18 protein-coding genes and 2 pseudogenes are annotated in these 20,581 nt (G+C 34.0%); 9 read left to right on the top strand and 11 right to left on the bottom strand.

The features are described from left to right. Window positions 1-172, top strand: a pseudogene (locus tag ACH2CJ_RS02610) (ammonia channel protein); the annotation flags it as partial. A 155-nt stretch (window positions 173-327) separates the two neighbouring features. Here the strand turns inward: ACH2CJ_RS02610 and ACH2CJ_RS02605 are convergent. The 3 genes and pseudogenes from ACH2CJ_RS02605 to ACH2CJ_RS02595 all read right to left on the bottom strand — a co-directional run bounded on the left by ACH2CJ_RS02605 (window position 328) and on the right by ACH2CJ_RS02595 (window position 2,442). Then, window positions 328-690 (bottom strand): annotated as a pseudogene (locus ACH2CJ_RS02605) (DUF1304 domain-containing protein). Window positions 691-786: 96 nt separating this feature from the next. Then, entirely contained in the window at window positions 787-2,151 is a 1,365-nt protein-coding gene (locus ACH2CJ_RS02600; protein WP_394990524.1) for a M20/M25/M40 family metallo-hydrolase, read from the bottom strand. A gap of 42 nt (window positions 2,152-2,193) precedes the next feature. Then, complete coding sequence (locus ACH2CJ_RS02595) at window positions 2,194-2,442, bottom strand: ATP-binding protein (RefSeq protein WP_394990523.1); 249 nt, start codon at window positions 2,440-2,442, stop codon at window positions 2,194-2,196. 210 nt (window positions 2,443-2,652) lie between these two features. Here ACH2CJ_RS02595 and ACH2CJ_RS02590 point away from each other — a divergent pair, with 210 nt between their 5' ends. Further along, the gene (locus ACH2CJ_RS02590; protein WP_394990522.1) at window positions 2,653-2,823 is read left to right on the top strand and encodes a hypothetical protein; all 171 of its coding nucleotides are present in this window, start codon (window positions 2,653-2,655) and stop codon (window positions 2,821-2,823) included. Between the two features lie 62 nt (window positions 2,824-2,885). Here ACH2CJ_RS02590 and ACH2CJ_RS02585 read toward each other — a convergent pair whose 3' ends face one another. From ACH2CJ_RS02585 to polA, 4 genes are all read right to left on the bottom strand, one after another. Beyond that, on the bottom strand, window positions 2,886-3,824 hold the full coding sequence (locus ACH2CJ_RS02585; RefSeq protein WP_394990521.1) for a glycosyltransferase family 9 protein: 939 nt from the start codon (window positions 3,822-3,824) through the stop codon (window positions 2,886-2,888). After that, a complete protein-coding gene (locus tag ACH2CJ_RS02580; RefSeq protein WP_394990520.1) occupies window positions 3,821-4,720 on the bottom strand; it encodes a lysophospholipid acyltransferase family protein in 900 nt (299 codons plus the stop codon). The genes ACH2CJ_RS02585 and ACH2CJ_RS02580 overlap by 4 nt, the downstream gene beginning before the upstream one ends. Next, window positions 4,720-5,322 (bottom strand): NTP transferase domain-containing protein, encoded by a 603-nt coding sequence (locus ACH2CJ_RS02575; protein WP_394990519.1) that lies wholly within the window; start codon window positions 5,320-5,322, stop codon window positions 4,720-4,722. Before ACH2CJ_RS02575 ends, ACH2CJ_RS02580 begins: the two co-directional genes overlap by 1 nt. Before the next feature lie 78 nt (window positions 5,323-5,400). Next, window positions 5,401-8,319 carry a DNA polymerase I gene (gene polA, locus ACH2CJ_RS02570; protein WP_394990518.1) on the bottom strand — a complete coding sequence of 973 codons (2,919 nt, stop codon included), beginning with the start codon at window positions 8,317-8,319 and terminating at the stop codon, window positions 5,401-5,403. A 138-nt stretch (window positions 8,320-8,457) separates the two neighbouring features. Here polA and ACH2CJ_RS02565 point away from each other — a divergent pair, with 138 nt between their 5' ends. Then, window positions 8,458-9,963 carry a vanadium-dependent haloperoxidase gene (locus ACH2CJ_RS02565; protein ID WP_394990517.1) on the top strand — a complete coding sequence of 502 codons (1,506 nt, stop codon included), beginning with the start codon at window positions 8,458-8,460 and terminating at the stop codon, window positions 9,961-9,963. Window positions 9,964-9,990: 27 nt separating this feature from the next. Next, complete coding sequence (locus tag ACH2CJ_RS02560) at window positions 9,991-11,124, top strand: NAD(P)/FAD-dependent oxidoreductase (protein ID WP_394990516.1); 1,134 nt, start codon at window positions 9,991-9,993, stop codon at window positions 11,122-11,124. Between the two features lie 4 nt (window positions 11,125-11,128). Here ACH2CJ_RS02560 and ACH2CJ_RS02555 read toward each other — a convergent pair whose 3' ends face one another. Next, entirely contained in the window at window positions 11,129-11,710 is a 582-nt protein-coding gene (locus tag ACH2CJ_RS02555) for a 7-carboxy-7-deazaguanine synthase QueE (RefSeq protein WP_394990515.1), read from the bottom strand. A gap of 226 nt (window positions 11,711-11,936) precedes the next feature. Here ACH2CJ_RS02555 and ispG point away from each other — a divergent pair, with 226 nt between their 5' ends. The 5 genes from ispG to ACH2CJ_RS02530 all read left to right on the top strand — a co-directional run bounded on the left by ispG (window position 11,937) and on the right by ACH2CJ_RS02530 (window position 15,604). Next, the gene (gene ispG / locus ACH2CJ_RS02550) at window positions 11,937-13,949 is read left to right on the top strand and encodes a (E)-4-hydroxy-3-methylbut-2-enyl-diphosphate synthase (RefSeq protein WP_394990514.1); all 2,013 of its coding nucleotides are present in this window, start codon (window positions 11,937-11,939) and stop codon (window positions 13,947-13,949) included. Between the two features lie 66 nt (window positions 13,950-14,015). Further along, a complete protein-coding gene (locus tag ACH2CJ_RS02545; RefSeq protein WP_394990513.1) occupies window positions 14,016-14,213 on the top strand; it encodes a DUF6728 family protein in 198 nt (65 codons plus the stop codon). A gap of 58 nt (window positions 14,214-14,271) precedes the next feature. Further along, window positions 14,272-14,622: an MmcQ/YjbR family DNA-binding protein gene (locus ACH2CJ_RS02540; protein ID WP_394990512.1), complete on the top strand. Its 351-nt coding sequence runs from the start codon at window positions 14,272-14,274 to the stop codon at window positions 14,620-14,622. A gap of 3 nt (window positions 14,623-14,625) precedes the next feature. Further along, window positions 14,626-15,180, top strand: coding sequence for a tetratricopeptide repeat protein (locus ACH2CJ_RS02535; protein WP_394990511.1), 555 nt, complete (start codon window positions 14,626-14,628; stop codon window positions 15,178-15,180). Between the two features lie 4 nt (window positions 15,181-15,184). Continuing rightward, entirely contained in the window at window positions 15,185-15,604 is a 420-nt protein-coding gene (locus ACH2CJ_RS02530) for a gamma-glutamylcyclotransferase (RefSeq protein WP_394990510.1), read from the top strand. Window positions 15,605-15,758: 154 nt separating this feature from the next. On the opposite strand, the gene ACH2CJ_RS02525 is transcribed toward ACH2CJ_RS02530, so the two are convergent. The 3 genes from ACH2CJ_RS02525 to ACH2CJ_RS02515 form a co-directional block, all read right to left on the bottom strand. Beyond that, a complete protein-coding gene (locus ACH2CJ_RS02525; RefSeq protein ID WP_394990509.1) occupies window positions 15,759-16,745 on the bottom strand; it encodes a hypothetical protein in 987 nt (328 codons plus the stop codon). Window positions 16,746-16,848: 103 nt separating this feature from the next. Then, window positions 16,849-18,909 carry a sialate O-acetylesterase gene (locus ACH2CJ_RS02520; RefSeq protein WP_394990508.1) on the bottom strand — a complete coding sequence of 687 codons (2,061 nt, stop codon included), beginning with the start codon at window positions 18,907-18,909 and terminating at the stop codon, window positions 16,849-16,851. A gap of 16 nt (window positions 18,910-18,925) precedes the next feature. Next, on the bottom strand, window positions 18,926-20,581 hold a 1,656-nt coding region (locus tag ACH2CJ_RS02515), incomplete at its 5' end, for a glutamine synthetase type III (RefSeq protein WP_394990507.1).

Below are 20,581 nucleotides of genomic sequence, written 5' to 3'. Positions count from 1 at the left end.
ACTATTTATCAATCATATAATAGCCTTGGTAATTGTTTCAGTTTTTGCTTTTGCAATGTCATTTGTAATGCTCAAAATTACAGATATGATTTTACCATTACGTGTTTCAGAATCTGATGAGAAAATAGGCCTTGATGTTAGCCAACATGACGAATCATTAGTGGAAGCATAAAAATATTTATTATAATTTTGTGACAAAATCACAATTGCGGTTCAAACCGTACTTTTATTGTGGTTTTGTTGTACTCCATAAGTCAAAATGCCCGCCAAATTGGTGGGCATTTTCTTTTATTTTTTATATGGTTATTTTCTAATTCTTTATACATTTTACAATAAAATCACAGAAATCAATGCTAAAATTGCAGGAATCGCTTGTACATAAAAAATACGTTTGCCAGCAGTGAGTCCGCCATAAATTCCAGCTACAATTACACAAGAAAGAAAAAAGATCGCAACATTATCTGCCCACACAATATCTTGAATAAGCAATGACCAAAATAAGCCTGCTGCCAAAAAACCATTTTACAAACCTTGATTGGCAGCGAGTGCTTTGGTTGGAACAAACAAATCTTTAGATAAACTCTTGAATACTTTTGGACCTCTGGTGGTCCAGACGAACATTTCGAGCCACAGTATATAGCAATGTTCGAGGGCAACTAAAGCAACTAGAATTTTCGGTAATAATTCCATTGTTTTAAGGTTTTGGTTGAATAAAGAGAAAAGGTTAAAAGTTTAATTTTGGTTGTTTTGTGGCACAATTTGGAGAATTGTGCCACAAAAACACTATTATTCACCCGCATTTCTAAGGCCAACTCTTGGCAAAACTGGCAAACTTTCATTGCCATCTTCACTGACAGACTGAACGGCAAAGAAATAATTATCTTTTGAATATGAAAGGCTGATTTTTAGCTCAGTCGTGAAAAATTTCTTTTGCCAATACGGCATCGCCGTTTCACGCAACATCACATAATATCCTTTCACTTTGCCACTTTTTGGAACTTTCCAATTCAAATTGGTTGAATTACCGAGTCCACGAACATCTAAAACTACATCTTGTGGCATCGATGGTGATTTTGCCAAGTTTGCTAATGTTGCTAAATTGACACAAGTGTTTTTGCGGAGGTATTCAAAGTCCATAAATTTTGGTAAATCTCCATATTCTACACCATTTTCTGTTTTTAAATCTTGGTGTTGATGCAAGAAATTTTCATTCATTTCAGACATTCTTACTGCTGTAAATCCACGGGTTACAAATGGTGTATGGTCGCCTCCACGCAAAAATCGGTCGTTTCTATAAATCATAACTACTTCCAAATTATCAACGTAGCGTTCGCCTGTTTCTTTTAAATAACGAGCCAATTGGCGTGATTTTCCATCATTTTCTGCTCCATATTGACGAATTGCTCCTACTTTTTTGTCCATTTCAAAAGCGGGCAATCCCTCACTAAAAACCCTTAAACGAGTATTATCAATGATATTAGTTTCGTTTGAATTGTTTGAACCCATGATATCGTTATTTAGTAAAGCCTCCAAATTCCAGTTCTCTTTCACGGCTTTTTCGGCTAAGTAGGTTGCTCCGAGAAGCCCTTGTTCTTCACCACTAACAACTACAAAAATAATTGTTGCAGGAAATTTTGATTTTACCATCACTCTTGCCAATTCGATTACAGCAACCGTTCCACTGCCATCGTCATTTGCTCCAGGAGCATCAGATTCTCGGTTCATTACATTGGTTACACGGCTATCAATGTGTCCGCTGACCATAAAAATGCGGTCGTCGTTGGGGTCTGTGCCTTTGAGCGTTGCCATTACATTTGCCATCGCTATAGCTTTATCAATTCTTCTACCGTCGGGCTGTAGGGTAAAAGTGTCTAAAGCGGCTGTCATTCGACCTTCCGATAGTTTGGCAAATTCTTTGAATTTACTTAAAACCCAAAGCCGAGAGGCACCAATGCCTCGTTTTGAATCGGTTGTAGTAGAAAGTGTGCTTCGAGTACCAAAAGAAACTAATTTTTCGTCGAACTTTTTCAAACTATCGCTTGAAATTTGTTTTACCAAAGTTTCAATCTGTGGGTCTCGGTTAATTATTTTTTGAGAAAATGAAGGGAATGATGCAATTAAACAAATTGCGTAGATAATTTTTTTTTGCATGATTGATGAAGTTAGGATATTTGTAACAAAAATAGTGAAACTTCACCCATTTACAAAAATTAGTTGAAATTCTGACCCCAGATTTGGGGCTGATTTTACATCAATTTTACAAGCAATTGCTTTGGCCAAGTCACGAATTAAGTGTAAGCCCAAACCTGTTTTTGAGCCAATTGCAGTTTCGTCTGAATACAAAGCATTGAGTTGTTGCTTCAAAATGCCCGAGCCATTGTCTGTTATTGCCAATACTATTTTGCTTGTTTTCTTGTCTTGCTTCCCAGTGAATATGTGCATTTGGTGTATTTTTGAGTGCTTTTATGGCAATATTTGTTAAATTATGCATAATTGTTTTCAAATAATCTTCGTCAGTTATGACATGTAAAGAAAGGGTTTTCCTATATTTAACAGGGTACTTGCAACTCCTTTTTTCGGAACAATTCCTGCAAAATCATTTGGAATGAAAGATTATTTTGCCGCAAAATTTGATAATTCGGGGGCTTTCAAATGGCTAAAAATGGGGGAGGAAATCAAAACGATAGTAGTATGAATATCTCGAAAAGTGGAACAAAAATACTTGTTTTTGGGACTTTTTCAACTACAGATTTTTTTGATAAAAATATTATTACTTCAAGTAATGGCAATCCAAATACTTTTTTACATAAGATTGAAGAGTGAGTAAAAAAGATGTATTAATAGTCCAAATTATGATTATAGTTTGAAATCGCTTTAAAAAAGCTCTATGAAATAGTTGTTAAATCAAGGTCTTGCATGCACTTAAAATGCCCCTTGGGGCATTTTGAATAGCCAATTTTTGAACATGGTCGGCAAGAAATATTATTGTTTTCAACTAGTTTATAATCCGTGAGATACGGGTACATTCCAAATGCTGGAACGGTGTTTCCCCAGATTGATACGATGCGTTTTTTCAAAGCGGCCGCCATGTGCATCAAGCCAGAATCGTGCGAAATGACATATTCAGCTTGTTGCAAAAGCGAGGCCGATTGATTTAGATTATATGAGCCGCAAGCATTGATAACTTTTTTGCCCAAAGCTTTTTGTATTATTTCACCCGTTTCAAAATCTTCTTTCCCACCTAAAAGTATAACTTTAGTATGGCTTAGCTCACAAATTTCGATGATTTTATGTGTTGGTAGCTTTTTGGTAAAGTGCTGACCACCAATAACATAAGCTACAAAAACTTCATTTATGACAACATTATCTCTGTCTGGAATAAAATAATCAAGCCCTTGATTGTCGTTTTTAATGCCTAAACTTTCAACCGTTTTTAAATATCTATCAACGATATGAATGTTAGGCATTATGTTAATTTTGAAATTAACCAAAAGCCATTTTTTGAAATTTAATTTATCAAAAGAAAAAGATTTTGCAGGAATTCTAAACTTAATTATTGAAGTCCTAAGATTATTATGCAAATCAATAATATAATCATAATCTTCTGATTGTAAGTCTTTTATGAGTCTGTTGAGCGATTTTTCAAGAAGAAAATATTTGTCAATATAAGGATTGTTTTCAACTATAACTTTGAATTGCTTTTTTGTGGTAAAATGTACTTCTGCATTAGGAAATTGCAATTTCAAACACCTTACAATGGGCGTGGTCAAAACAATATCACCAATGGATGAAAAGCGTAAAATTAGAAATTTTGTTTTTTTCATTTTTTGTAGCTTGTAGGTACAATTTCACCATTAACTCTTGTGAATTTCCATCTTTTGTGCGACCAAAACCAGATTGATGGATCGGCCAAGATGTCTCTCTCTAATTTTCTTGCGTGCATTTCTAAAATTTCTCCTTCGGCAATTTCATTGGGTACTTCGGTAAGCAGTTCAATTTTTATTTGATATTTTCCTCTTGAAATTCGATTGGCACATAAATATACGACAGACATATTAAATTGCCTCGAAAAACGTTCTACACCAGTAAAAAAAGCGGTATCTTGGTTCAAAAATAATGTCCAGTAAGACCTCTCGGGTGGTGGAGATTGGTCATTTACAAGAAAAAAAGCAAATGGGCGGTCTTCAGGCTTAGAAATTTCTCGAAATGCCTCTGCCATAGAAATCATAATTACGCCAAATTTTGTACGAAATTTTAAAAATAAAGCATTAAAGTATTCATTTGTCAATGGGCGATAAACGACTTTGGGCTTGTGTGGAATAATGAAAGGCAGTGCTAAATTGACAAATTCATGGTTTCCATAATGCCCCATCGTGATAATAATATTTTTGTTTTTTTTGTATAAATCTTCTAAAATTTCACGATTTTCAATGGTCATTCTATTCATTAAAGAAGATTTGGAAATAGTTACACACTTCAGCGTTTCCAAGAAAAAATCTACAATATAATGATAAAATTGTTTTTCTATTTTGATTAATTCGGCAGGTGATTTTTCAGGAAAACTTTTTTTAAGGTTTTGACGAACCACATTTTTTCGATACCCAATGACATAATATGTAATCAAGTAAAGAAAATCTGAAAGTAAGTACAATACGGGGAATGGAAGGTAAGAAACAAATAATAAAAATGGCAAAGCAATATAATATCCAACAACTTTCATTAGTTCTGATTTATTTGTCCAACAAAGTTCCAATATTCATCAATCGTATCCAAATCAAATTTCCCTTCTGGGAAATCTATTAAGGAGGTTTTATCTTTATTTTCCATTACGAGTTTTTTAGCACCTTCATCGCCTTTTAGTTCGAGCAAGTCATTGAAAACTGAACGTTTGAATAATACAGGAATGCCTACTTGATTTTCATAAAATGATGCAACTATTTGATTATCAGGTTCTTCTGTTGCTTTTTTTATCATTTTATTGATTAACTCTACCGAAACAAAAGGCATATCGACAGTCAAAAAGATAGCTGCATCTATTTCTTTGTGGGTCATATAAGCACCAACCAAACCCATTTTTATTGAACTTGACATTCCATCATCCCATTTTGGGTTTTCAATAATTGTCAAAGGAATTTTCTCAATTTCTTTGCGAATCGGTTCTTTATTTGCCCCCAAAACCACAACAATTGGATGGCATGAGGTTTCAATTGCCATTTCAGATACTCGTCTGATAAGGGTTTTTCCTTCAATCATTAGCAATTGTTTGGGCATTCCCATGCGTGTTGAAGCTCCCGCAGCGAGTATAATTATACTTACGTTCATGTGTAAATGAGTAAAGCGGTTCGCCGCCCGTTCTTGAATGAGTGAATTTGTAATAATATTATTGCTCACTGATAATTATCAATGTGCTTCCAGCCAGTTTTCGCCTACGCCCATTCCTGTTTCCATTTTTACTACCATCGGAATCGCATTGCACATCAGCTCATTTACTTTTTGCTTCAAATACTCAACTTCTGAGCGATGAGCATCAAAAACCAATTCGTCATGTACTTGCAATATCATTTTTGATTGAAGGTTTTCATCTTTCATGAATTTGTGAATATTTATCATCGCAACTTTTATCATATCGGCCGCCGAACCTTGAATTGGAGCATTGATAGCGTTACGTTCTGCAAAACCTCTATCAGTTTGGTTTTGGGAGTTAATATCTCGCAAATATCTTCTACGACCTAAAATCGTTTCAACAAATTTCATTTCACGGGCTTTATTAATGGTACTATCCATGAAAATTTTTATTTTTGGAAATTCTACCCAATAAGCATCAATAATTTCTTTGGCTTCACCTCGTGAAATATTTAATCTTTGGGCTAATCCAAAAGCTGAAATGCCATAAATAATGCCAAAATTAACCATTTTTGCTTTTCTACGCATCTCAGAAGTAACTTCTTCCAAAGCAACTTTAAATACTTTGGAGGCAGTGGTCGAGTGAATATCAATGCCTTGGTTGAAGGCTTCCAACATACTTTCGTCTTCGCTAAATGCGGCCATAATTCGGAGTTCAATTTGCGAATAATCGGCTGAAAGAATAACAAAATCTTCGTTTCGTGGTATAAATGCTTTCCTAATTTCTCGTCCACGCGGTGTACGAATAGGAATATTTTGGAGATTGGGATTTGTCGAACTCAAACGTCCCGTTGCAGCAACTGCTTGATTATAAGACGTATGAATTCTGCCTGTTTTTTTTGAAATTAGTAGAGGTAGAGCATCAACATACGTGTTTTTCAACTTTACCAACTCTCTAAAATCTAATATTTTGCGAACAATTTCATGCTCATTTTCTAATTTAGAAAGTATATCTTCGCCCGTTGCATATTGCCCAGTTTTGGTCTTTTTTGCTTTACTGTCTAATTTGAGTTTATCAAATAAAATATCACCAAGTTGTTTTGGTGAAGCTACATTAAATTCTTGTCCAGCTAAATTAAAAATGTCTGACTGAATTTGCTTAACATCAAAATCAAGCACGTTTGACATCTCGTTCAAAGCTCCCATGTCAATTCTTATTCCTTCCATTTCCATGCTCGCCAATACATTTACTAAAGGCATTTCGAGGTCTTCAAGTAGCTTTTCTTGCTGATAAGCTGCTATTTTTGGCTGTAAAATTGCTTTTAGTTGAAGCGTAATATCGGCATCTTCGGCAGCATATTCTTTAATTTTCTCAAATTCTACATCTCGCATTGAGCCTTGAGTTTTTCCTTTACCAATTAATGCTTCAATAGAAACTGGGTCATAATTAAGGTAAGTATTCGCCAAGTAATCCATGCCGTGACGCTGCTCTGGTTCGATGATATAATGTGCCAGCATTGTATCAAAAAGTTTGCCTTTTAACTCAACATTATAGTTTTTTAGAATCATTAAATCGTATTTAATGTTTTGTCCGATTTTCATAATTGCTTCATTTTCAAATATTTGTCTAAACTCTTCAAGAATTTGTTGAGCTTCAGCTTGATTTTGCGGAACCGGAACATAATAAGCTTCACCAGCTCGATAAGCAAATGAAAGTCCAACGATTTCAGCGTCAACTGCATCAACCGAAGTTGTTTCTGTATCGAAACAAAATTCATCTTGACGAGCTAAATATTGTATCAAACTTTGACGTAATTCGACAGAATCCATCAAATAATATTCGTGTAATTTGGTATAAATTGTGTCTTTATTTGAAGTCGATATTGCTTGCTCTGTTTCGTCGGATGAATAATCGTAAGAAAAATCGGCAACCACATTGTTTTGGGTTGGAGAGGACACTGCATCAAACATCGAAATTTGTGTTCCTGCTTTTGCTTTGATTGCATTTATTGGAGGAATGCCACCTGTATTAGATTGTGGACTTGAAAGTAAATCGCTCCCCGTAGCTGACTTCCGACTACTTGTTGATGACTCTTGAACTTCATTGGGAAGTAACCTTTTTCGAAGTGTTCTAAATTCTAATTCGTCTAAAAGAGGCGAAAGCATTTCTACATTAGGGGAAGTAATCTTCAAGAAATCTTCATCAAATTCAATCGGAACATTTAGCTCAATTCGAGCCAAATCTTTTGATAAAAAAGCCTGTTCTCTATTGTTTTTGATGGCTTCTGCCAATTTTCCAGTCAATTTTTCAACATTTTCGTATAAGCCTTCCATCGAGCCATAACTTGCAATCAATTTGGCGGCAGTTTTTTCACCTACGCCAGGCACTCCTGGAATATTATCTACGGCATCTCCCATCAAACCTAATAAGTCAATTACTTGGTCTGGTCGCTCAATTCCCCACTTTTCACAGACTTCTTTTACGCCTAATTTTTCGGCATTTTTACCAAAAATAGCAGGTTTATACATATATATGTGTTCTTCGACCAACTGCCCAAAGTCTTTGTCGGGAGTCATCATAAAAACCTCAAAATCAAATTGTGCAGCTTTTTTTGCAAGCGTTCCAATCACATCATCTGCTTCATAACCTGGAATCATCAACAAAGGAATATCCATTGCCGCAACCAATTTTTTAACATAAGGGATAGCAATCGTAATGTCGTCGGGCTGCTCTTGACGGTTGGCTTTGTATTGAGGAAACATATCATTTCGAAAAGTTCCTCCCGGCAAATCAAACGCCACACCAATATGCGTTGGTTTTTCTTTTTGAATTACCTCTAATAAAACATTTGCAAAACCAAAAACACAACTGGTGTTTAAGCCTGTTGAGGTTAAACGAGGGGCTTTGATAAACGCAAAATGAGCTCTATAAATGAGAGCCATTGCATCAAGAAGAAAAAGTTTTTTGGCGGGCATGGGGTTTGAATTATTTTTGTTTTCGTGCCGTAAATTACGGTGATTTTTTTTTAAGTGAAGAAATAAATTAAATTTGTTGGAAAAAAATTGAACTAAGGAACATAAATTAGCTCTAAATTTACTGGAAAATCTCAAAAAATGAAAAAATCACTTTTCTTTCTAATTACATTATTCAATTACTTTTTTGCAATTGCTCAAACAACAACAACAACTAAGAAGACAAATACCACTAATCAAAAAACAGCGTCACCAAAAGCCCCTGTAAAGCAAACAAATATTGCGAAGCCTACAAAAACAGTCAAACCAACCAAAGTTGAAGAGCCAATTGTTGAGGTTATTGAGCAAAATACTCAAATTGGCAATCCAACTTACGTAAAAGTTGAGCCTATACGAGTTTATGATTTTAATAATTCAGATTTGCTCGTAAAGTGGCATGAATTGATTTTTGAGTTGGTCGAACAAACACAAGGCTACACACCATGCATTGCCGCTCGTAATATGGCTTATATCAATTTAGCCGCTTATGAAACGATTTTGCCTACTTTTAAACAAAATATTTCACTTTCAGGGCAGTTACAAGAGTTCAGACGTCCCGATAGTTTGAACATTGATTCAACCAATTTTAATACTTCAATTGCAATAAATAGTACGATTTTTAAGTTGGTAGATAAACTTTTTCCGTCGGCACCTTATATTTGGATGGAAAAAGTTTATGCACTTAATGACACTATAAATAATTTTTATACTGATAAAGTTTCTGCTCAAACGATGAGAAAATCAAAGATTTTTGGGGCAAAGATTGCGTATTGGATTTATGAATATTCAAAATCAGACGGTGGACATCAGGCATTTATCAGAACTTATAATATGAACTATAAATTACCCAAATGCCAATCATGTTTTGAAATAAACCGTGTTGCAGATTTAGAAAATACAGGCCCATTACATCCAAATTGGGGGCAAAATCGGACTTTTTTACAAGTAAATCAGCAAGAAATTGATATAAAACCTAAAGTTGAGTTTTCGATTTATCCCAATTCGCCTTTTTACAAAATGGCTATGGAAGTCTATAATATCTCTAAACAAGTAACGCCCAACAGCGAAAAATTGCAAATTGCCAACTTTTGGGACGATGCCGCAACCTATACTTATACGGCACCTGGGCACTCAATTTCGATTTTAACACAAGTTCTAAAACAAAACCCAGTAGATTTAAGTCGAGCAACCGAATTGCTTAGCAACTTATCAATTGCAGTGAGCGATGCTTTTATCGTTACTTGGCGATTGAAATATCAATATAACCTCATTCGTCCAATTGCTTTTATCAAACGTTATATTGATAATCAGTGGGAACCATCCATATTAACACCACCATTTCCGGAATTTCCATCAGGACATTCGGCTCAAACTTCCACAATGGCAACAGTTTTGACAGCAAAAATGGGTGAAAATGTTAGCTTTATTGATTATTCTAAATATTTTGTTGGACCACCAAAAAGCTTTTCTTCATTCTGGGCAGCTGCCCGTGAATGTAGTATTTCGAGAGTTTATGGTGGGATCCACTTTAGAGATGGCATCGAACAAGGAGAAGAAGTAGGAAAAGTTGTAGGGAAAAACACTTTGTCTTTGCAATACAAAAAATAAAAACTTACTATTAAAAACTAAAAATTCATGCAGTATCATACTGTTATCGTTGGTGGTGGACTCGGAGGACTTACTGCATCTATTGAACTTGCTAAACAAGGCTTTGACGTGCTTGTTATTGAAAAGTATGCTTATCCTTTTCATAGAGTTTGCGGAGAATATATTTCAAACGAAGTTAGACCTTATTTAGAAAACTTAGGTTTAGACTTAAATACACTTGGTGCGACCAAAATTCAGAAATTTCAGTTATCTTCTGTTAATGGTAATTCAATTTTTACTGACCTTACCATGGGTGGTTTTGGTATTAGTCGCTATAAAATTGATTATGAGTTATATTTAATTGCTAAAAAATTAGGCGTAACATTCGAGTTAAATACAAGTGTAGAAGAAATTCAACAAATCAATGAGGTTTTTTTTGTTGATACCAATACCAATAAAACTTTTGAAGCTAAAGTTGTCATTGGTGCTTATGGTAAACGAGCAAAATTAGATAAAATACTTAATCGTAAATTTTCGCCTCAGAAAACTGCTTATATTGGCGTAAAATACCATATAAAATATGATTTTCCGAAGGATTTAATTGCTCTGCATAATTTTGATGGTGGGTATTGTGGAATTTCTGCCATTGAAGACAATAAATATTGTTTGTGCTATCTTTCGGAGCGAAAAAATCTGAAAGGTAGTAGCGGAATAGATGAAATGGAAGAAAAAATTTTATCTAAAAACCCACATTTAAAGGCAATTTTTGAGCAAGCTGAATTCTTGTTTTCTAAGCCAGAAGTTATCAATGAGGTGATTTTTGTCAAGAAAAGTGTAATAAGTAAACATGTTTTGATGGTTGGTGACACCGCAGGACTAATCGCTCCATTGGCAGGAAATGGAATGTCAATCGCAATTAGGGCAGGGGTATTGTCTGCTCATTTAGTTGGTGATTTTCTTAATAATCAAATTTCTTGTGAAAAATTAGAACACAATTATACAGACGTTTGGAATAAAAACTTCAAAAATAGACTTTGGCGAGGACGACAATTACAAAAACTTTTTGGCAATGAAACAAACTCCAACTTAGCCATAAGTTTCTTAAAAAAAGTGCCAATTTTACTTTATCCAATCATCAAAAGTACGCACGGGAAGGTAATAAGCTCTACACCGCAGGTTTGACCCTTTACGGAATATTCATAAACTTATGGGTCTGCAAACTCACTCGCCATTTTGGGTTTTCTTTCACGTAATCAATCATCAATGGGAGCATTTTGTCTTGTTTTCCCCACTCTGGTTGTAATAATAATTCACATTTCTTATTGACAACTTTTGCATATTTTTCAGCAAAAACGAAATCCGACTTATTATAAATAATTACCTTTAGTTCATTTGCCTGTTCAAAAATACTTGGATGTGCTTCTTTAAATTTTTTCGGAGAAAAACAAACCCAATCCCACGAACCCGACATCGGATATGCTCCCGAAGTTTCGATATTTGTCTGAAATTCTGCTTGTTTTAAAGCATTCGTCAGTTCATCTAAATTATACATTAAAGGCTCGCCGCCAGTGATAACTGCTAAGCGTCCAGCAAAAGCTTTTGCATCGCTAACTATTTGATTAATAGATATTTGTGGATGAATAGAAGCATCCCACGACTCTTTCACATCGCACCAAATGCAGCCCACATCGCAGCCTCCCAAACGTATAAAATATGCAGCTTTTCCCGCATGAAAACCTTCGCCTTGCAAAGTATAAAAGGACTCCATTATTGGGAGCTTTGTTTCAGTCAAATTCATTCTTTTATAAAAAAATATCTGCAAAAGTACCAAAAAATAATAAAATTGTAGGAAAATAAACTTAGTGAAAGAATACTTTATAAAATTTTCAACCTTTCTATCGTAAAACACGTTATATTCATAACTAAATTTGCGTAAAATTTAGGGCAAAATCTACAAGGTCTAAATAAACCTGAAGGACGAAAAAAACTTGTGTATGTTAAATTCTGAAAAAAAATATTGTAATTCACTCACTGAATATTCACGTCGAATCACGAATCAAGTTCGTATTGGCGACCTTTACATGGGTTCTGATTATCCGATTCGTGTGCAATCAATGACAACCATTGACACAATGGATACAATTGGTTCGGTAGAACAAACAATCAGAATGATTGAAAGTGGCTGTGAATTAGTTAGAATTACTGCTCCGAGTGTAAAAGAAGCTCAAAATCTTGAAAATATTAAGAACGAATTACGTCGCAGAGGTTATAAAACGCCTTTGGTTGCTGATATTCATTTTACGCCAAATGCGGCCGAATTGGCTGCAAGAATCGTTGAAAAAGTTAGAATAAATCCAGGAAATTATGCTGACAAAAAACGTTTTGAAACAATAGATTATACCGAAGAAAGCTATCGAGTTGAACTTGACCGAATTCGTGAAAGATTTTTACCTTTAATCAAAATTTGTAAAGAATATGGTACTGCCATGCGAATTGGCACAAATCACGGCTCACTTTCTGACCGAATTTTGAGTCGATACGGCGATACACCACTTGGAATGGTCGAATCTGCTTTAGAATTTTTAAGAATCTGTGAAGACGAAAATTATTTCAATATTGTCATTTCAATGAAATCGTCAAATCCACAAGTGATGGTGCAAGCCTATCGCTTGTTGGCCCATAGATTAGAACAAGAAAAGTTGAAACCTTATCCTTTGCATTTGGGCGTAACTGAAGCTGGCGAAGGCGAAGATGGTAGAATAAAATCAGCAATGGGAATTGGCACATTGCTCGAAGATGGACTTGGAGATACCGTAAGAGTAAGCCTCACAGAAGACCCAGAGTTTGAAGCTCCTGTTGCTAAGTCATTGATTGATAGATATTTGAATAGAAATATTCAATCGAATAACGGATTCAATAATAATAATTTTGAGTTAAAAACGACTAATCCTTTTGCGTATCAGAGAAGAGAAACAATAGAAGTGGGCAATTTTGGAGGATTAAATGTACCTCGTGTTATTGCAGATTATTCTCAAATTGACGTTACTGACCATGAAGATTTGCGTTCAATTGGGCATTTTTATTTGCCTTTGCCCGACAAATGGCGAATGAATGATTTGGGAGCTGATTATGTGTTTTCAGGAAAAAAACCAATTCCATTTATGTTGCCCAATGGCTTGAAAGAAATTTTGGATTATGAATCTTGGCTTTTGCAAGACGACAAACAAAACAAATTGCCTTTGTTTTCAGTGGAAGAATTTTTTAATCCAGCCAAACAAAATCATTCAACAATCAATTTTATAACTATTACAATTGATGATTTAACGCCTGTTTTTATTGATTTCATCAAAAAGCATACAAATGCGGTTTTGGTTGTGGAAGCAAAAAGTAAGACTCCTATGATTGAACTTCGGAGTATCTATTTTAATTTATTGACGTATTATATTAAAAATCCTGTTGTTTTACGAATGCAATATGGAGATATTTCGAAAATCGATTTTCAATTGGGCGTATTTACGCTATTTAGTGCAACCGATTGTGGCGGAGTCTTGATTGAAGGTTTTGGCGATGGAATTTTATTGGATTTGCCAATTTTAGAATCAAAATTAGATTCGCTTGAAAGATTAAAAATACATAATAGCACCTCATTTGGTATTTTACAAGCGGCTCGTACTCGCATGAGTAAAACCGAATATATCAGTTGTCCTTCGTGTGGTCGTACCTTATTTGATTTACAGGAAACAACTGCGATGATTCGTAAGCGAACAGACCATTTAAAAGGTGTTAAAATCGGAATTATGGGCTGTATAGTTAATGGTCCTGGCGAAATGGCAGATGCCGATTATGGGTATGTAGGCATCGGAAAAGACAAAATTGCTTTGTATCGTGGGCAAACGGTTGTAAAAAAATCAGTTCATGCAAATAATGCCGTTGATGAACTCATGGAGTTAATCAAAGAAGATGGTCGTTGGTTTGAGCAGGAAATTTTGGAATATGAAACTCTTTAAAAATAGACCATATTTTTCAGTCGATAATAAAAAAACAATACTTAACAGTTTAGATATTTTAAAATTATGTTAGATAAAATCAAAAATTTCTTGTCAATCGGCCCTGTTTTCGCCTATTTTTTTAGAGTATTCAGCAAGGATAAAGAAGGGAAATATCCACATAGTTTCAATTTAAAAATGATGCACGGAATTAATAAAATTTCGATTATCATGTTTTTAATTTGTTTGATAATAATGGTAACACGTTGTGCAACAAGGGAATAAATAATTTGCAGTTTAAAGAACATCGATTGAATTATTTTCTTGAAAAATGCCAATATTTATGAATTTAGAAATATTTAGAGAATATTGCTTGTCGAAAAAAGGCGTTACAGAAGAATTACCTTTTGGCCCCGATACTTTGGTTTATAAAGTAATGGGAAAAATGTTTGCATTGACTGGATTTGATTTTTTGAGTATTAACCTTAAAAATTTACCAGAAAAAAACCAAGAATTAAGAGCAGAATATGCCAGTGTTTTACCAGGATATCACATGCACAAGCAACATTGGAACACGGTAAACATTGGAGGCAATATTAAGGACGCATTACTCCGTGAATGGATTGACGAATCCTACGAAATTGTGGCAAGTAGTTTGACAAAAAAAATACAAGAAGAACTTAAAAATCTTTAAAAAATGGAGGCTTTGCTTATTGGCATACCTTTTTTTCTGTATATTTACCTAAGAATCACTTTAGGTAATGATATTTCAGATCAAGAAAGAGATGAAGCTCTTTTTGAAGAAGGAATTCGACTCTATCAACTGGACGAATGTGCTAAGGCATTTAGATTTTTTGAGCAAGCCGTAAATAAATATCCAAAATCTGCAACCGCCTTTTTTTTTCGTGCCAAATGCCATTTTAGTTTTGAAAATTGGGAAGCAGCAATAATGGATTTTGAAAAAACTCTCCGAATTGATAATTCGATTGCTGAGGCATATCATCATAAAGCTACTTGCTACTATCAACTTGAAGACTATGAAAAAGCACTTTTTGAGCTAAAAAGGGCTTCACGAATGTATTTGGATAGGAATGCAGAAGTGTTAAGATTTGTTGGAGAATTAGAATTTAGGCGTGGAGATTTTGAAAGTGCCGAAAAAAGTCTTAAAATTGTTTCAAATTTAGGTGACAATCAATCACAAATTTTACTACAAACTCTTTTTTTAGGTAACATTAGGAATACATCACAGTAAAGCAATGATTGAGAATCAGTATCTTTTTGTATATGGGACGCTTTTGAGCGAATATGGTGATTTTGAATCACATCAATGGGTCGATAAATATGCCGAATACATGGGTAAAGCCAAAATGGAAGGCAAAATGTATATGGTCGACTATTATCCTGGCATTATTCCTTGCCAAAAAGGTGAAAAGTATATAGTAAGGGGAGAACTTTACTGTTTGAAAGACCCTGAGAACTTGTTTGGATTTTTAGATAAATATGAAGAATATAATCCGATCGATCCTGCTCATTCAGAATATGTCAGAAAACAAACTGATGTGGAATTGAAGAATGATGGTAAAATTTATTCTGCTTGGGTTTATTATTTCAATCAGTCGGTAGAAGATTTAGAATTTATGCCTAAAGGAGATTTTTTGAATGAATACCATAAATAATTTAAGATTTACTGTAATTTAAAGTTTTATTGTCGCTCGTTAAACCACCAATAGGTATCTTGTTTAGCTTTAAAATACACTATTGGTTGGTTGAAACTTAAAGAGAGATGAAAAGTTTTACTTTATATTATTATCTTTTTTTCAAGAAATACCGTTAATAAATTTTCTGCATAATGTCATTGGCTACATTTGGCTTATAATGATAAATCTCATAATAATTTGTCTTGTCGTTAGTATAATTGTTTATTCCAGAAAAGTCATAGATATTTTCCTTGCCAAAGTATTGAGTCAGAATCTCTTTATCGTAATCATTAAAATATGATTGGTCATAGGTAGGTCCCAATACGATTTTGAATTGTGTGTGTTGCCTTGTTAAAACCTCTTTAATCTGCTGAAGATATTTTAGTTGATAGGGTTTTATTACTTTCCCACCAAATTGTTTTTCTTTATTTCTTTCATAAAAAAAGTTAGGCTGATTGTAATAATTGACCGAATCACGCTTGATTTGCTCAATATAGCTCGTAAACACAAAATCATTGACAACAGATGTATAATTAATTTTACGAAATTCAAGAAAACTACGCATATAATTTCTGAAATCGTGAAAGAGTAGATAGTCGTAAAAGCTCACAAAAAAACCTTTAGAGAAGAAAGTATTTACGAAAATTAGGTGGTATTTCCACCAAGCTAGTCCACTTACACGGTAATCTTGTACAAAAACACTTCCTAATGTATCCTGTTCATAAGCAAAATTACTTCGGTCTAAGACAAATAATGCATTTTCGATTGTATTACCATGTTTTTCTATGAACTTTAATTTAGTCGCAATTCCAGAAACGGTTTCACACGATGCATCAAAATGATAAGGTGTAGTATCATTTATGTGTTTTCCCCAATTACGAGCATAGAATACACTTGACCTTGAACTTCCAAAAATGAAAGATTTGTAGTGATATTTGTCATTATTATTTAAAAAAATTTGCGTACTAATGCGGTCTCGGTTTAAACTTTTAGCAAAATTATCGGGATATGCTTCATATTTGCGAAGGATTTGAAATGGGTCGAAAATGACATAGCTAAGTAGCAATACCAATAATGGACTAAGAAAAAATAGAAGTTTTTTTGTAAAGTTGATAAACATCAAATAAGATTTTTGGGTTTAAAAATGACGAGTATCTTGTCGCTCCGATTACCAAGATTGTCTATCAATAATCGTCAATCTTGGTAATCGGAGTCATTTTCACCTACTCTACTACAAATTTCTTAATTAATTTTGTATTATCCTCTAAAATTGTTTCAATAATATATATTCCCAAATTAAGATTTGCAGTATTAATAACATATTGATTTTGAGTAGAATTTCCAATTATTTCATGAACTATGCTACCACTGAAATTTACCAATTTAATTTTTTTAATTGGATTCTCAAACAAAGAAACAATTTTCAAATCATTACCTCTCTGAACAGGGTTTGGAAACATCATCAGCTCGTCGGCACTTACTATAAAAGGAGTTAAGTAATCAACAGGGGGGTTAATCTCAATAATATTGCTGTACGCTGAACTCGTGCCATCGCCCATGATTCTTAAGCGATAAAAATAACTAACGCCTTTTTTTACTTTGTAGTCATTAAATTTTGAGCCATTGACTAAGCCTATTTCTGTAAAGTAAATAGGAGAATAAATTGCTTTTTCAAGAGAATAAATATAATTGGTATATTTCGGAACATTCCAATTTAATTCTATTCCTTTGCTTGCAGTATTACCCCAGCTACCAGTTAAGGAGTTGATTTTTATGTTATCTATGTTTGTAACAGGAAAATCTTTGAATGTAAAAGCCCTAAGTCCTCTCGAATTTTTGATTTGTGATATTACAGGTAAATTTTGGAATATTTCTATTGGATAAAAATCTGGCGTATAAGTAACTGTTTGAGCATTTTGAGGCTCTTTTAACTTCAAAATTATATAATTTCCAGCACTGCTTCCATTCGAAATGCTGCCCGATTTGCCGTTGAGGTAGATATAATCTTTTAAATCTTCAGAAAATTTATTGGAAGGCAAACTCTGATTTGCAGGAAAAATCATTCTTTGGTCTTTATCGAATTCTAAAATCAAGCTATCTTTCTTTTGGGTAAAATAGATATTTTTTATATTTGGAGAATAAATTTCTGAAGTATCGGTGCTTTTTAAAAAATCACGAGCAATTAGTCTCGATATTTCTTCTCCGGTTTGTTGATAGCCTTCCAATTTATAATGTAAACTCTCAAATGTAATCGTTCCAAAAGTTGCCAATGCCTCACAATCAGGATAAATGTTTTTTACAGTCCGTTGAAATTCTCTTAAATTTCCAGCATTAGGCTGATTTCCAAAGTAAATGTTGTTTTGGAAGGTATAAATCTTTTTAATTGAAGGATAATCTTCTAATAATTGTTTACGAAATAAATCAAATTTTTTGGGATAATCATTTTTATAAGTTGGATCCTGAGCTTCTGCTTCTCCTTGTCGCCAAACGATGGCTCTAACCGTTTTTGCTAAACCTAAACCTTCTGATTTTTTCAATAATCTTCCGTATATTGTTGAAATATTATTATGATTTTTTTCATCACGAAGCATCAATTCTGCAATACTTTTATTACCTTCTGCACCATTGATAATTCCGATTGGTATTTTGTATTTGTCGATTAATTGCTTTTGAATTTCTAAACCCATTAAGCCTGCACTCCAATAATTCCATTTTTTTGTTGGCAACCATACGAAGTCATTTTTATCAAAATTAACAAAAGCTGTTCTTCCAAATTGATTTTCACCTTTAAATCTTACTATTTCTACCGAATCGTTGGCAAGGGCATTTGATTGACCATAAACTAAAATAATGTCGCCACAAATAACCTCATTTTGTTCTTTTATTAAGGTAGAATCTTTTCCTTTAAATAAATATACCGAAAAACTATACTCCGATAGTTCAGCTTTAATTTCGGTTTCAAAAAAGAATGATGAGTTTTTGGGATCTGCTGTTTGGTAAGAGAGCTTATGTTTTTGCCAAAAGTAGTTTTTTTTGTCTCTTTTAACAAGTACCGAAATATCGGTGTAGCCTTCAGTATAGATTTTGCCTTTTATTGGAACAATCGCTGTATCAAAGTCATTTCTTTGAAACAATTGAGACGACATTGGAAAAGAGTCGTATTGTATATCTATTTGGGCAACAGAATTTAAACAAGTAAAAAAGTAAAGCAATAAAAGTATTGACCTATAATAAGATTTATAAGTCAATACTTTTATGTTGATTGTGTTGTGTATTTTATTCATAAAAAAATGAATTGGATTAACGAATATACAACAATTCTCGGTATTTAACAAGTGGCCAATCCTCGTCATCAATCAAAATTTCTAATTTATCAACATTATAACGTATCTCTTCAAAGAAATGCTTTACATCTGTTGCATAAAGTCTGGCTTTTTCTTCTATGTCATCTACATTGTTTGCTTTTTTACGTGCTTCTGTCATTTCATCTACTTTTAAAGAAATTTCTGTTACTCTTTCTGATATTTCTCTAATGATTTTAATGATAGGTTCTGCTTCTTTTGTTAGCTCCATTTCCTTTAAAGCTCTTGCGGTTAGTACCAATTGTGATTGATACTTAACAGCAGTTGAAACTACGTGATTCATAGCTAAATCACCTATAACACGTGACTCAATTTGAATTTTTTTAATATAATTTTCTAACTCAATTTCATAACGGGCATGGAATTCTCGTTCTGTTAGGATGCCTAATCTTTCAAAAATCTCAATATAATCCTTTTTCAGATAAGCTTTAAGTGCTTCGGGTGTACTTGCGATATTAGACAAACCTCGTTTGGCTGCCTCTTCTTTCCACTCTTCCGAATAGCCGTTACCTTCAAACAAAATCTTTTTTGATTCTTTTATATAACCTTTTAGAATTTTTACTATAACCTCTTCTTTTTTACCATCATGATCATTCATTTCGGCATCATAATCTGCTCTAAATTTTAATAATTGATTAGCGACTATGGTATTCAAAATCATCATTGGTTGAGCAGAATTTGCCGAACCACCCACTGCTCTAAATTCAAACTTATTTCCTGTAAAAGCAAAAGGAGATGTTCGATTTCTATCAGTATTGTCTAATAAAATGGAAGGAATTCTGTTCAAACCGAGTTTTATATAAGCATTTTCGCCTTTTTCGATAGAAACGATTTGTTTGTTTTCAAGGTCTTCCAATACTTTGGTCATTTGAGTGCCAAGAAATATCGAAATAATGGCTGGTGGGGCTTCGTTTGCCCCTAAGCGGTGTTCGTTGCCTGTTGTAGCAATGCTGGCTCGAAGCAAATCTGCATTATCATGCACAGCTTTTACCACATTGACCAAAAATGTTATAAAACGCAAACTTTCCTTAGGTTTTGTACTTGGCCCGAGCAAATTCACGCCAGTATCAGTTCCCAACGACCAGTTATTATGTTTGCCGCTTCCATTGATTCCTGCAAATGGTTTCTCATGAAAAAGCACTTCAAAATTATGCTTACGGGCAATTTTTCGCATCAAATCCATCAATAATATGTTGTGGTCGCAAGCCAAATTTACTTCTTCAAAAGTTGGAGCAGCTTCAAATTGAGCAGGAGCAACTTCATTATGGCGAGTACGAACAGGAATACCAAGTTTGAGGGCCTCAAATTCAAAATCTACCATAAAGGCATTGACACGTGGAGGAATTGAACCGAAATAATGGTCTTCCAATTGTTGTCCTTTAGCTGGCGGATGTCCAAAAACTGTACGTCCTGCCATCATTAAATCTGGACGAGCATTAAAGAGAGCTTTATCCACCAAAAAATATTCTTGTTCGAGCCCAAGTGTTGCCGAAACTTTTTCGACGTGTCTATCAAAAATAATTGCAACGTCAGTAGCGGCATTATCAAGTGCATGAAGCGACTTTAATAAAGGCGACTTTGAGTCTAACAATTC

The organism is Emticicia sp., from assembly GCF_043780375.1.
Classification (GTDB): Bacteria; Bacteroidota; Bacteroidia; order Cytophagales; family Spirosomataceae; genus Emticicia.
This window is presented reverse-complemented; position numbering and strand designations above follow the sequence as displayed.